At 57.9% G+C, this 13,820-nt stretch carries 12 protein-coding genes; 1 reads left to right on the forward strand and 11 read right to left on the reverse strand.

What is annotated here, in order from left to right; genetic code table 11:
- Positions 1–242 precede the first annotated feature (242 nt).
- The 10 genes from ACF8K2_RS24375 to peaA form a co-directional block, all read right to left on the reverse strand.
- Positions 243–404, reverse strand: a complete 162-nt coding sequence (locus ACF8K2_RS24375; RefSeq protein WP_155737851.1) for a hypothetical protein — start codon at positions 402–404, stop codon at positions 243–245.
- 668 nt (positions 405–1,072) lie between these two features.
- A complete protein-coding gene (locus ACF8K2_RS24380) occupies positions 1,073–2,389 on the reverse strand; it encodes an NAD(P)/FAD-dependent oxidoreductase (RefSeq protein ID WP_392468218.1) in 1,317 nt (438 codons plus the stop codon).
- Positions 2,386–3,441 (reverse strand): hypothetical protein, encoded by a 1,056-nt coding sequence (locus ACF8K2_RS24385; protein ID WP_392468220.1) that lies wholly within the window; start codon positions 3,439–3,441, stop codon positions 2,386–2,388. Before ACF8K2_RS24385 ends, ACF8K2_RS24380 begins: the two co-directional genes overlap by 4 nt.
- Before the next feature lie 41 nt (positions 3,442–3,482).
- The gene (ccsA, locus tag ACF8K2_RS24390) at positions 3,483–4,523 is read right to left on the reverse strand and encodes a cytochrome c biogenesis protein CcsA (RefSeq protein WP_392468222.1); all 1,041 of its coding nucleotides are present in this window, start codon (positions 4,521–4,523) and stop codon (positions 3,483–3,485) included.
- The gene (locus ACF8K2_RS24395) at positions 4,520–5,185 is read right to left on the reverse strand and encodes a S8/S53 family peptidase (RefSeq protein WP_392468224.1); all 666 of its coding nucleotides are present in this window, start codon (positions 5,183–5,185) and stop codon (positions 4,520–4,522) included. The genes ccsA and ACF8K2_RS24395 overlap by 4 nt, the downstream gene beginning before the upstream one ends.
- Positions 5,182–6,867 (reverse strand): ABC transporter ATP-binding protein, encoded by a 1,686-nt coding sequence (locus tag ACF8K2_RS24400; RefSeq protein WP_392468226.1) that lies wholly within the window; start codon positions 6,865–6,867, stop codon positions 5,182–5,184. The genes ACF8K2_RS24395 and ACF8K2_RS24400 overlap by 4 nt, the downstream gene beginning before the upstream one ends.
- Before the next feature lie 42 nt (positions 6,868–6,909).
- A complete protein-coding gene (gene peaD, locus ACF8K2_RS24405) occupies positions 6,910–8,025 on the reverse strand; it encodes a quinohemoprotein amine dehydrogenase subunit beta (RefSeq protein WP_392468229.1) in 1,116 nt (371 codons plus the stop codon).
- A 52-nt stretch (positions 8,026–8,077) separates the two neighbouring features.
- On the reverse strand, positions 8,078–8,395 hold the full coding sequence (gene qhpC, locus ACF8K2_RS24410; protein WP_392468232.1) for a quinohemoprotein amine dehydrogenase subunit gamma: 318 nt from the start codon (positions 8,393–8,395) through the stop codon (positions 8,078–8,080).
- A complete protein-coding gene (gene peaB, locus ACF8K2_RS24415; protein WP_392468234.1) occupies positions 8,392–9,825 on the reverse strand; it encodes a quinohemoprotein amine dehydrogenase maturation protein in 1,434 nt (477 codons plus the stop codon). The genes qhpC and peaB overlap by 4 nt, the downstream gene beginning before the upstream one ends.
- A 16-nt stretch (positions 9,826–9,841) precedes the next feature.
- Positions 9,842–11,452: a quinohemoprotein amine dehydrogenase subunit alpha gene (gene peaA, locus ACF8K2_RS24420; protein ID WP_392468236.1), complete on the reverse strand. Its 1,611-nt coding sequence runs from the start codon at positions 11,450–11,452 to the stop codon at positions 9,842–9,844.
- Positions 11,453–12,224: 772 nt separating this feature from the next.
- Between peaA and ACF8K2_RS24425 the strand changes: the two genes are divergently transcribed.
- Positions 12,225–13,259 carry a helix-turn-helix domain-containing protein gene (locus ACF8K2_RS24425; RefSeq protein WP_392468238.1) on the forward strand — a complete coding sequence of 345 codons (1,035 nt, stop codon included), beginning with the start codon at positions 12,225–12,227 and terminating at the stop codon, positions 13,257–13,259.
- A 48-nt stretch (positions 13,260–13,307) separates the two neighbouring features.
- Here the strand turns inward: ACF8K2_RS24425 and ACF8K2_RS24430 are convergent, their stop codons facing one another.
- Positions 13,308–13,658 carry a helix-turn-helix domain-containing protein gene (locus tag ACF8K2_RS24430; protein WP_392468240.1) on the reverse strand — a complete coding sequence of 117 codons (351 nt, stop codon included), beginning with the start codon at positions 13,656–13,658 and terminating at the stop codon, positions 13,308–13,310.
- Between the last annotated feature and the right edge of the window lie 162 nt (positions 13,659–13,820).

Below are 13,820 nucleotides of genomic sequence, written 5' to 3' on the forward strand. Positions count from 1 at the left end.
GCGCGGAAAACTTCCAAGGCTGGACAGATCATTACAAAGTTGCCCCCTCCTCCCCGCGTTTGCTCCAGCGCTAGGGATACGGCTCCGTATGTGAGGCGAATCGGATGGACATGTAGCACTTCCTCGACGCAGTTATCGATCGGTATTTCCGCAGTTAGAAATACTGACCTAATCTCAAAGCCGCGACGTTGCGCATTTAGTGTAACGACTACCGCACACCGATCAGTGGTTTCAATACTTCATCAACGTTGCCAGGGATCACGACACAGCATGGTCAGACCGAACAAAACCATCCAGGTCAGGAACGGCAGCTTCAGCTTGAGCGCGAAATCACCGGCTAGGCCGATGATCGCCACGAAGTACACGGCGATCCCCGGGAAGATCTCGATCAGGGTGAACAGCACACCACTTGATCAACACCACCCAGACCCAGCGACAGAATCCCGAGTACGACTTCGACATGCCCTGCATGCCGAAATGGGCGTTGAATAGTTTCTTCAGGGGTAGAGCGGGCTGGTGCCGCCGTAGACCATACCGATAGTGACGGTCAGCATTGCGAGGCGGGCGGGCTGTCGGCTTGGGTGAGGGTTTCAACTGTTGCGATCTGGCTCACGGGTAGCGTCTCGTTCATCTCGAGTGCGGGTGGGAGCGGAAAAAACGGCGCTAGAATCCGCACACGGCGTAAAGCTAGGGAGAAAGGAAGCGTAAAGAATTCAGCCTTTGTGGAGCCACTCTGGGGCCTCCCATCTTTCCAGATGGCATGACCAGCCCCAGGCGATCAACCTACCCCTGTGGGGTAGCGGCCGGCGCTTCAGGTTTTAAGGCTGTCCGAGTGGCGCCTAGAAAATGTAAACCTCGATAGAGGCCATCGTTTACAAAAACTGTTGCGAGATTTTGTAAATCCAGGCTAAGACTGACTCAAGGTCTCGCAGTACCGTGCCCGATAAGCAGAGGGAGGCTGTTTACACTCCTCCCTTAAAAGCAGAGGCACCACTCAGGAAATTGATTGGACACGGCTTCAAGCGCCTGCAACGCCTCAATAATGAAAGTTGTCCAGCACAAGGCGAAGGCGTTATGCGCTCGCAGCTCCAGATAATGCGATGAGCAGTGTCCTGCGTTGTTCGGCAGGTATCGACAGCCTGATCAGCGCCTCCTCTACGCTGCTCAGATCGGCCGTCGCCCCTTGTTGACACAGTAATCCGGCAAGCTCGATACCCGCTACGAACCGGATACCCTCGGGATGGTCACGTGTGACCAGAACAAGGCGTTCGGTGATGAAGCCATCCTCGATAACAGGGCGACGATCAAACAATGGTACGTCTGATAAGGCCGTACTTGCCTGCAAAACAGAGTGCGAACGAGCAGCCCAGAATTGTGCATGCTGCCACTGTTCATTGGCCGAGTAGAAATGCCTCGCTGCACCTGCCCGCGCGTCGAAAAGACGCGTTGCACGCTCTTCGTAGAAACGCAACGCCACGGCATGCGCTTGCGGGCGCCGCAGTAGCGTATTGATCGTCGGCGCAGCGGCAAATGCTCCCGACACCGCCTCGTACATACCGTGCCCCGACAGCGGGTCGACACAATATGCGGCATCCCCAACCCGCAAATAATCTTGGCTGACGATCCCCCCACGACGTACCGGCTGAATCCCTCTGGAAAGCACTGTGCCCGCAGGGTCTAACGCCCCCAGAAGACGCGGCAGGTGCTCGAGCTTCGCGTACATTCGCTGGTGAACATCAAGCACGGTTTCGCAATCGTTTGGCTTCAAGTGGTCGGGGTCGGGCACCAGCTGAACACTGCAAAAGCCGTCCACGGCACTCGTTGCCCATGCCCACCCTTCCTCAAACGGTTCCGAGCAGGTAAGGCTTGGCGTAGAGCCATCACTCACAAAGTGCCGTAACAGCGATATGGCTCGGCATTCAGCCTGTTCGTCCGGCAGGATTTTTGGAGCGGAACGGCCTCTTGCCTCGACCAGAAAACGGCAGGCCAGGTGGTGGTGATCGCCCCCTGGATCGGTGGCGATCACCATCCAGCCTTCCGGCGTTTTCATGACCTGACGCACACGCGCCTTCAACGTACTGACGCCAGCGCACTGCGCATCGAGCCACAAGGCTGAGTCCAAGGCTTTGCGATCAACCACATATTCACTGTTGGCCAGTTTTGGTCGTTCGCCCCACAGGCTCAACCGAGACCTGCGGTCTGTCAGCACGCGCAGTGCATTGCTGCACCCCACCCGGCGCAGGCCTTCGACAACCCGTGGCGAGGCGCCCTCCAGAAAGGCGTCTTTTTTGTTTTTCCCGACCAACCGGACATCGTGCCCGAGCTGGCGCAACAGAATGGAAGTTGCAACCGCTGCGGGGCCTGCTCCCAGCACCAGTATGGTATTCATCTATTTACACCCCCACGACGGTTTTGCGCCAACAGCCCACCGGCGACCATGCACCACAGCCCAAGCCAGACCAACGACACCAGTGGGTAACTGCGCATCACGATCAGTGTGGGGGCTTCGCTGCCGTCGCTCGAGCTCTGCTGCATAAGGGATGCTGAAGCGGGCACCCACACCTGCCGGTCCTCCAGCAGGCCGTGCGTCACAAACGGGTCGAGCAAATAATGAGGGCCGCCGGTGTAACGCGCATACCGGTAATCAAGGATTTCACACAGCTGCCTGACCGGGCCCTGATAGCCTGGCGGTTGACGCCTGCCATCTAGAAACAGCGCATGGCCTGTCGCGACATCACCCTCAGCCCGCACCTCTACCTGGGCCACCGCGCGATAACCTGAATACTCAAGCGCTGGCGAAGCAAGCGATACACGCACGGCCATGCCGTTTGGCAGTCGGCTCCAGGATTGCAACTTTTCCGCATCGATCTGAATCGCCTGGTAGGTATTCAACGCAGTCGCTGCAAAGCCGCCGACCAACGCAAGCACAGCGCCGCCATGAATGAGCGTAAGCGACCCGGTAATCTTCAGTGCGCGCACTCGCCGGCTCTTGTAAACGCTGCGTGCCGTCCAATAAAGGCACGCCAGCAACAGAAAGCTCGCGGCCCCGAGCGCACCGTCCAACCACGGTAATATCGCGACAATACGGCTCGACAGTACCCCCCTGCCCTGGTACCCCTGGGCGATGAGACCACCTTGCCAGACAAGTGCAGCGCAGGCAGCGGCCATCAGCAGGGTGACGGCTATCGCAAATGCTGGCGGCGCTGCCTTGCGCAGGAATGCGTACCCACCCAGCAGACCCATCAAGCCGAACAGTGGCAGTAGCCAGTAACCCAGGGCATAGCCATCCACCGTCCATTGAGCAAAAGCGTCACGCAACTGCTGCATTTCAGACGCGCTTGCCCACATCGTGAGCGTCTCGAAAAATGGCTTCTCGTTAATCGGCTTTGGGGTTTGCAACCATTGCCTGGCATACGCGAGCGCAAGTGCAGCACAGGCCACCAATGCCGTACCGCAAAACAGCCAGACGGACAGGCGCGTCGTCAGCGAGGCGTTGGCTGAACGGGGGGGGGTGCGGGCGACCGCCGCCGCTGTACCAGCAGGACCGCTCCGACAGCGATCAATACCGCCCCTAGCATGAGATGGCTCAGCCAGGAGGTTGTACCGATGTACCGGTGCGAACTGGCTAAAGTGGCACTGCGCGTCACCGCCATCGCCAGGGCCGTGCTGGCCGCAAGAAGAATGCTCAGCATGGGCAACAAGCGGCTGAACGCGCCCCCACTGCGCCAGTGCCTCACGCCGTGCAGCACAGCGCCCAGCATCACCCAGACGATGAACACGCTGGTTTGCACAGGGTCCCAGTGCCAGAGCTGGCCGAAGGTGAAATCACCCAAGGCCCAGATCATTCCGAAACCAATGCCTGCAGTCATCACCACCCACGCCCAGCGGTTATAGCGCAAGGTTGTCGCGACATAGTCGTTGGGCTTGCCGCGCAAGGCTTCAAGGGCCGAACCGACCGGCGCGATGGCCCATACATAGGCGGCAAGAATGGCGGGCGCGTGCAACGCCATCCAGATTTTCTGCAAGTGGGCGTTCATACCCTGGCTGCCCTGCGAGACCAGCCAGGCGTCCGGCGTCGGGCTGAACGGCCCCATCATTAACGCTGCCCCGGCATACCACGCTGTCAACACGCCCGGCGCGATCCCCTCCCAGCCAGAGCGCCGCGCATGCCGCAAGGCCAAAGGCGCGAACATCATGGCGAGCAGCACCAGGGTGCCCTCGTCGCCGCCCCAGACGTTTGCCGCCTTCAAATAGAGAGGCAGCCCAGGACTGCTGTACAGCCACACATAGCGAAAGTCGAAACGGTCTGACAGCAGCGCCAACAACATGGCCGTCGCGCAGGCACAAAGCAGGGCCGTCGCAGCCTGCCACAGGCCTGCTCTCGCACGAACCGCAGCGGCACCTGCGAGTAACAGAACAACTGCAATACCGAGCAGAATATTGCCCGCACCCGGCAAAAGCGCAGTCGCCGTGGCGGCGGGAAAAATGAGGTAAGCCAGCCGTAGAGCAGCCCTGTCGTTCATGCTCTGCGCTCTTCTGGGCCGACATAAACCGCACGCGCTCTGAGCGTAGACAGGCGCCCTTGCACGCCCCCATGGCAGCCCATCAAACGCCCGGCGATACCCGTGAACCGAGCACAGGCAAAGCTGGCCCCGCCGCCCTGCCCTGGGCTACCCGGGACCAGCAATGAGCACGCCCCGAAAGTAGCACGCTCAAGCCCTAGCCATGCGAACTCGTCCTCGGCACAGCGAGGATCACCCGTAACGGAAATGCATTCAGTGAGGGCAGCGGGATACACCACATTGCCTCCACACGAGGGCGCGGAAGCGAACAGTACAACCCCTCTGTCGACAGCGTACCGGCAGGCATCTGCCAGGTGACTCGACACGCCGGGCAAGCCAAAACTCATGTTGATCAGTTGCGCTCCGGACGCCACAAGCCAATAGATTGCCTCGGCAATACGTGTGACCGGGGCGTGCAGCGTAGAGGTGAAGACTTGCGCCACCAGCAACTGCGCATCAGCGCACTGGCTGACAATCAGCCGAGCGACCTGATCGCCATGCCCGAGTTGGTCGACATGTGCAGGCGCCAAGCCTTCGCGGCCATCGAAACAGCGGGACAGGGCTACATGGGACAACAACGCCTGGCTTACCCCGCTGTCGATAATGCCAATGCGCGGGCTCATGATGCGGTCCCTACACCAACATCCAGGTCGATTTCGACATCCGGGTAAAAATCTGCAACCGGCCGATGGGTAATGACAATTCTTGTGCTCGATCCAAACAGAGCATCAATATCTCGCAAGATCCGCGCCTCCATCGAGCAGTCCACACCACTGGTACTTTCATCAAGGATCAGGATTTTCGGTTTCAGCAGAATCGCCCGGGCGAGCGCCACACGCTGGCGCTGCCCACCAGACAATCGACTGCCGCGCTGGCCAACCAACGTCTCCAGCCCCTGTTCAAGGTCCGCAGCAAAATCGTCAACGCCAGCCACCCGAGCGGCCAGGCAAACCTCCTCATCAGAAGCAGACGGGCGACCATAGCGAATGTTGTCGAGCAAACTGCAAGAGAACAGCTCGGTGGCCTGTGAAACGACGGTAACCTTTCGGCGCAGGTCTGCCAGGTCGTGGTCGCGCAGGTCGACCCCGTCCAGTAGAACGCTGCCGACATCGGGATCAAAATGCCGCTGGAGCAGATCAACCAACGTCGACTTGCCTGCACCCGACGCGCCTTTGATGATGACTCGACTGCCGGCAGGTATATCGGCGCTAACCTTATTCAATACCGGGCTGTTACTGCCTGGGTAGGTGAAACCAATACCCGAGATGAGTAGATTGCCTCGCCCCCTGACCACTTTGCCTGACGACGCATTGGTGACCAACGGGCGCTGGGATGAAAGTTCGCGGACTCTGATCACGCTGATTTTTGCGCGCTGGTAGCCCGCATAGAGGCTGGTCAATGCCTGCAGGGGAGTACTGGCGCGCTGCAAGTACGTCACAAAGGCGATGAGCACACCTAACGTAAGGCTACCGTCGACAACGCGATGGGCGCCCACCAGAAACACCAGGGACACGCTTATCGACATGACCACACCGGGCAGAGAGCCCACGAAGTAACCGACCACCTGCAGCTTCAACGACGCTACCCGCTGACGGTCGTGCAAGCGCCCCAACTCGTCAGCGCCACGCGCTTGGCCATTGAAGGCCTGGACACACTTGACCAGCCCCAGCACTTCCACCAAGAAGGACGCTATATCAGTACCGCGCTCGCGAGCCTCCTGGCTCAAGCGCTCGATGGGCGATCGCATCACGCGTAAGAACACCGCGTTCACGATCAACACGCCCGCCAGCACAAGTAACAATTCCCGGCTCATGTACCCGAGCATCAGCACGGCGCCAACGAACGTCAGCGCGTTGTTCATCACGCTAAATACCGAATCCACCACGAAGCGCTGAATCTCGCCGATATCACTGTTCAGCCGTGTGTGAATATCGCCTTGGCGTGTGCGTGAAAAATAGTTCGGCGAAAGCGTAAGGAGGTGCTGGAACATGTCCTCGCGCATGCAGTGAAGCATGCGTGAGGACGCACTACCATGCAGGTACCGGGTCAACCCACCCAGCAACGCACACACGACGGCAAGCACGACCATCGCACCGACGCAGTGGATGACGACGTCGAAATCTCCCTTGAGCATACCGTCATCAATCAGCCGCTGACTGAGGTAGGGTTGTGCCAGCCCCGCTGCGGCGACAAGCAGAGAGAGCACTGCGACCAGCGCGAAAGCAGGCCAATACGGGAGTGCGTAAGGCAGTATCCAACGCCACAGGTTCAGCTCAGGCGAGCCGTTCGCCATGCCACCGGGCATGGCGAACGCAGGCCTGGAGCGGGTAAGCCCGGCCATCACGATTCAGCGCTGCACGACACGCAGGGACGTCAGAACCTGATCGCCGCCACCCGGTATCATAATTTTGCCTTTCTTCTCCAGCGTCTGAGAGTCGTAGACGGCGATGTCATCGATAGTGCCGCCGACGTACAACTCCTTGCCATCGCTCGAGATGTTAACGGTGTAGTAGGTGTGGTCGAGGTCGATCCGTTTGATCAGCTTGCCGGTGTCAACGTCGGTTTTGGTGAGCTGGGTATAAACGGTGTAGGCCTCGTTACGGCGGACAGGGTTGATGACCGTCGAGAACAACACCACGGACGCATCTTCAAATTCGTGGAAGCGTACGGTGTCCTTGACAAGGTCCAACGACCAGATACCGGCCTTCTGCACGGTCTTGCCGTCTGCACCGGTGTGGTTGATGTAGTACGGAGTGGCGAACTCCCCTGCCTGCTCGAACTGCGGCCAGATGGCGAGCGTGTCAGGTTCGCCGAAGCCTTCGCGTTTCCAGCTACGCCAAGGATGCTCACCGATCTGTTTGCCGCTTTTGGGGTCGAGCACCAGCATGTTCCAGCTGAACGCATAGAGGCGTGAGGCGTCAGGCGAATAGATCAGCGACGACACGCGCCGCGGCACGTTCAACTTGCGCACAGGCTGCGCCTGCAGACCGGCAGACGTATCGAATATCGCAACGTACGGATCCATGACGCGGTATTCACCCGGGAGCAACTGGGTCGGGTTCACGAACACCGCAAGTTCTTTGCCATCAGGGCTGATATCAATGGCATAGGGCGCCTTGGCGCGAACGCCTGCAGACGAGAGGTCTGCACGGAACACCTCTTTACCCGACTCCAGATCAATCCCCGAGACGCTTTCCCAGCGGTTATGAATCACATACGCCACGTTACCGTTCTTGGACACGGCCAAGGCACCCGGGCTGTTGCCCATCGACGTATTGGGGATATGAAACGTCTTGATGACCTTGCGTTCTGCGGGGTCGGCAACCACCACCAGGTCCGGCCGAGCGGCAGTCACCAGGTAGTCCTTGGCCAGTGCACTTTGGCTGATGAACGCCAGCCCCATCGCGAGCACACCGAATGCAGCGACGTGGCGCACGCCGTATTGTTGTTTCTTGTTATTCATGGGATTCCTCTTGCTACGGACTGCTCCGGTAGCGCGAAAACATGATCGGGAGTTACTTGGGGAAGACGGCCTTGAGATTGGCCCAGTCGTTCGGTGCAGAATCGTTACCCTCGCTCCACTCCGGATAGGTGTGCAAAGAGTCCGGCACCTGTGCCGGCCACCAGCACGGGTCGGAGCAACCATAGAGGTCAGCTTCCATCGGCTGGCAAAGGCCCGCGACGCCCAGGAACGGGTCGACTTCCCAGCCGGGGTCGAAGGTAGTCGCACAACCAACGACGGCCGACATCGCGACCACTTCGTCAGCCTCCCCCTTCTCCATCGCAACCTCGACCTGGTGCGCTTTCTGGTTCATCGGCTTCATGTGGTTCATTGCTGGACACTCCGGGTGCTCAAGTGCTTTTGGAAGAAGCGGGGGTTCTTCTGCAGGATCTCCATGTAGATCTCGATGCCGAAGTCCACCCACTCGCGCATCAGGTCGCAGTAGTGGTATGTCGGGGAATGAGGGTCACCGAAGCGCGCATACGACTCGTGATAGCAGCCGCCGGCGCAGATGTTCCGGATCCGGCAGGTCGAACACGCTTTACCTTCCCGCTTGGTCGCCCCCTCGAGAAAAGTACCAAGCGCCTCCTTGGCTATACCCTCGTCGACGTTGCCGAACAGCGGCATGTCCGAACCGGTAAAGCGATGGCAAAGATTGAGATCGCCCTTGTGATCGACCGCCAGCAAGCCGACGCCTGCACCACAAGGCAATGCCTTCTTACGCCCTTCATAAAGGTCGCTCATGAGCTGATGCATGTTGGAAAAGCCGTTGTTCTTCCCCTGTAGCGCGGCATCGCGGTAGGCCCGTCCGAGCGTTTTCATGCTATCGAACACTTGCCGAAGCTCGTCCGATTTCAGGTTGAACACGGTCACCGGGCCGGAGGTGGCAGGCGCCACACCCACTTCCGCAAAACCGAGGTCATCCTTGAGGTGTTCATGGATGGCCACAACATCGGTAAAGCCCGCGGTCAGGGTTACTCGAACACCCACTGGCTTGGACCGGTAGCGTTCCAGCAGCATCTTGGACTTGGCCGCAACCACCGCGTAGGTACCCTGTCCGCTGACGGTGATCCGCCTACGGTCATGCACAGCCTGCGGCCCATCCATGCTGATGGAGATGCCAAACCGGTGATGGTCGAGGTAGTCGACGATTTCTTCGGTGAGCATGGTCGCATTGGTGGTCATCGAGAAATCGACGTGCTTGCCGAGCTCGCTGCAACGTGCCTCGGTATAGTCGACCACCTGTTTGATCAGCGGCAGATTCGTCAGTGGCTCACCGCCGAAGAAAATGACATTGATACGGTCATGTACCGCGCCTTCGCTCAACAACAATTCAATGCTCTTGCGCGCGGTGTCGAAGGTCATGCGACGCCCCTTGGTCGGGACATCCAGATCCTCCTTGTAGCAGTAGGTGCAACTCAGGTTGCACCCGGTGTTGACGTTCAGCACCACTGTGCTGATCGGAAAGTCACGAATGGTGACGTCCATGCCGGCATCAGGCTTGCCTGGCAACTCACCCAGAATCGAGAGTTCGCGGAAATTTTCCAGCGTCTGCGCAAGGTCAGCGTTTTGCGACGAAGCGCCAAACGCTTCCTCTACAGCCGCAAAGGAAATCTGCTCGCGGCCTTTCAGATAATCGATCAATTCGCCCCCCAGCGCGTCCAGCTCGAACAGGCCGCTGGACGGGATGTGGAACAACACATGACGATCACCCAGTTTCACATCATGGAAGCTGAAGCGATTTACGAATAATTGGCCCATCACCTTATCCTCTCACTCAGCGAATTGGCGGATCGTTCCAGCGCTGTACTGTTACAACAAGGGGTTTACTGGCTTCCACCTTGCGCTCACCGTCCGTCAAGACCGCGGTTACCTTGAGGTCACCGGCGTTGTTTGTCTTGAACTTGCGCTGAGGGTTGGGGCCCGCATCGCCGGGTATGAAGAGACCGTTGCCATCCAGTGTTCCGGCAAATTGCACATCGTTCATGGAGGCCGCGTAAGGCGTACCGTTGTCGACCGACCATACCGCCGGCATGTAGCCCAGACGGATATCGTCTTCGGTGCCAGCTTTTCCATCCGGGCCATAGGCATAGCCGACAGACTCGAACTGCACCGGCACTTTCGGCATCGGGCCGTTGTTGGCCCCTACCCGCGCCATCGCCTGGCCCGGCTCAATCGTTATGAAGTCGACTGTCTGGTACAGGGCCAAGCCGGAATCCAGCTTCGCGGTGCCAACACTGACTGTCCTTACGCCAACGTCGGTCCCTTGAGCGGCACTCGCTTCCACGACAATTCTGTCAGGCGAGCTTTCGAGCGTTTTCACCGAGATGCCATTGCCCAGGCTGACATCGCCCGTCAGATTGCTCCCTATAAGCGTGATCTTCTGAGTGGTGCCGGCCTTGATGTAGGTCGGTTGAACTGCCAAAAGGCTCGATGCCGCACCGGCACCGGAGCGAACCGCGTGAAGTGTGCCGCCGATCGAATCGATACCAGGCTGGAACCACCGGCCAGTCAATTGTTGGCCATCTGCAGACAACGCGAAGACCTGCTGGATTTCCTGCCCGCCTTGCTTGACGGTCGCCCTCCACTCATAGCCAGTGAAGAGCACGGCTTTGCCTTCCGCCGTTTCCTGCTTGCCGTTGGCGTAGTTCATCTGCATGACGACTTTGTAGCGGTCCGTGCCATCTGCCTGCACGGTCGCTACACCGTCATAAAAGCCCCAGCCTGGACGATGGCCCGTGATGCGCCAACTGCCCGTAGGCTGTGTGACTGTGTGCTTGAGCCACTTGGACCAGGCATCCGAGTCGAATGCGTAGCGTGTACCGAGCGCTTTGGGCATTTCCTGAGAGGCAATTTCCCACCAGTTACGGTCACGACCCGCTTGCTGGATCTCGATAGTCGGGAATTGCCCTACGTGGAAGTTGGCAAGTTTTCGCCAATCATCTTCTGTCCGGCGCTGAAGTGCGATACGGCCATACGAGTGACATCGGGCACAGGTTTCAGCGACATGTCGGTCGTCAGGTTTCTCGACTTGCGTAAAGTCCCGTTCCAACAAGTAGCGCCGACCAGCGGACTCTTCGGGCGCCAAGCCGTTTGTGTCGGCAAGGTACTTGACGAGTGTCATTCGCTCATTTGAAGTCAAGCGCACGCCATGCGCCGCGACCATCCTGCCGATCGTCATATCCCAACCTTCAGGCGTACGGCGCGACTGGTCGATCCGGTTCAACCCAGCACCTTCAACCGGTAGGTGGCATACAGCACACTTCGCATTCAACAAGGCTTTTGCTTCTGTCTCTGGCCCGGCATGAGCCAGCAATGGTATTGCAGAGACTGCAAGGGACAGCGCCAACGGGCGCACGGGGTTAGAAAATGCACGGCATAAGCGCATTCTTTGGGCTCCCTGTTTTCTTGTGATTATGATTCAGACTTAACCCTGTTCATCGGTATGAATACACGGTGAACAAGGCCGGTTATCCAAGAGTACGACGTGTCACTGAAATGCTGTATCGAGAAACGGCAAGAGCGGTTGCTGGTAACTATAAGTAGCCATCTCCGCTACCTGAGCATTCACCCATACTTGTATGAAACGCTACGCGCCGGCCACCACGGATACTCCGTTCGGAGCGTGCAATCCAGCGCCTCTAACCTGGCCTCGAATTCAGCCAGCCGAGCCAATACGCCGTCCAGACTCCGAACTTGCGTAACCACCCGTCGATGGCTTGAAAGATGCTGAGTCGACATAATCACCCTCCAAGCTGCAGCCCAAGCGCAATATGAGTTGCCACCACCAGAATGCTCGACACGAGCAGCACATCTACCCACAGACAGATGACTCGACTTTTTGACATACGCCCTCCGATGGGCCGCCCGTTTTTGTTGTTGTCAGAACGCGTCGCCTGGCCGTGAGGCAGCAAGCACAGCCCACAGTGTAAAGACAGGCCTGCCGAGTCTTTATCGAAAAACGGCACACCATGAGCCGGTGACTATCAAAAAACGGCAACACCACCCTACCGTTCGACAGAGAGTGCTTGCGTAGTTATGTTTGCTTACAAATAATTTAACTGTGCTCAGACCCCACCGTGAACGCCCGTTGGCAGGCAGATGGAAGGGTTGAAGAAGCAATAGAAAAACAAAAATGATCAGCTGTCCGTGAGGTAGCTATGCACAACACCCATGAGCAAAGCCGCTCAGAAGCGGCACCTCCCCCCTCGTTCATGTCCCATGAAACGACTGACGTTCTTCTTCAAGCATCCGCCCTCCCAAAATGGAATCAGGAGTACGTACAGATCAGCGAAGGAAAATTTTCCGGCACCCTCCAGGACCTTTCGCTTGGGCCTGTTCAGATTTTTCGCGAAACCATGGACAAGGCGGTGGACCAACACGGCTTGCCATGGCGTGACAGCTTCGCAATCGGCGTACCGAACGAGATCGTGGGTGATGGCTTTTGGTGCGGGGACAAGCTAGAGCCTGATTCGGTCTTTTTTCTCAAGCCCAACTCCGAGCTGAAATTCAGAACACCCAAAAAATCAGACATTTACGTTGCCGTGGTCGATATGCAGTTGCTCAGCGAGTACGCCGAAGCGATCGAAGACCTGGATGCGGATCGGATTACAGCAATCAGCGGAGCCAGCGCCGCTTCCCATGAACTGTGTCGCGCATTCCGCTCAAACCTGACACAGCTGTTCAATGGGCTGGCCATGAACCCACGGGCGCTGGAAAGCGAAAGCGTGCGTCAACATCTGCTGAGCGAAACACTGCACAGCATCTGTGCAAGCCTTTCCCACCTGAGCAAGGCGGCGCCCCACAACCCGGGGCAGTTTGTTCATCGGCACATTGTCGAGAAGTCCCGCGAGTTCATTCTGTCCAACTGCAGCCAACCCCCTACCGTGTTCGAAATATGCCAAGCACTGAGAATCAGCCGACGCACACTGCATTATGCGTTCCAAAAAGTGCTGGGCGTCAACCCGGTGAGTTACCTTCGCTACATCAGGCTTCATGGCGCCCGGAAGATGCTATTGACACCCACCCAGGAGAAACCTGTGATTTTTGAAATTGCCGCTCACTGGGGCTTCTATCACACAGGTATGTTTTGCACCTACTACAAGCGACTGTTTGACGAAACACCAACACAAACACTGGCGAGAAGCGGCGGTCCAGCGCACCTGCCCTACCCAGGCACGCGCGATGCACATTGAGTAGTCGTCAGGGGCTATGCACCTCACCCTTGTCAGTAACGTGATCTTTCAAAACGGCTTAGGGCGAATGAGGAACAGGCTGGGCGAACACCCAGCCCACCTCTTGAAAGTTTTTCGAAAAGAATGTTCGTCGCAAAATTCCATTTCGTCAGCGACCTCACCAATACTGCGATAGCACCCACTCCGCAAAAGGCTGATAGCGCGATTCAGTCGCACCTCTATTTTCAATGCTTTATAAGACGAACCCTCCAACATGAGACGCTGGCGATAAAATCGCTCACTGATGGACAAGCGCCTAACGAGCTCCTGTTGTGTCGGCCACGCCTTGGCCGGCAGCCGGCTCAGGTATTCAAGCGTCGCCTCTTTCCAGCCAGGCTCGATTGAGGAAGATTGAGTCATTCATGCGCCTCCTCAGTGCATGCGAATACATGATCTACACCTATTACACTACCATCGCCTCCGACACCGCCCTATCAAAAATTCCACATACTTACAGGCCTAACGCCTAATTAAATTCTGTACCTACTGATATTCATTTAAAGTAGCCATTCATGCCAATCT

The sequence above is a fragment of the Pseudomonas sp. xss_2 genome, assembly GCF_043104195.1.
Lineage (GTDB): Bacteria > Pseudomonadota > Gammaproteobacteria > Pseudomonadales > Pseudomonadaceae > Aquipseudomonas > Aquipseudomonas urmiensis.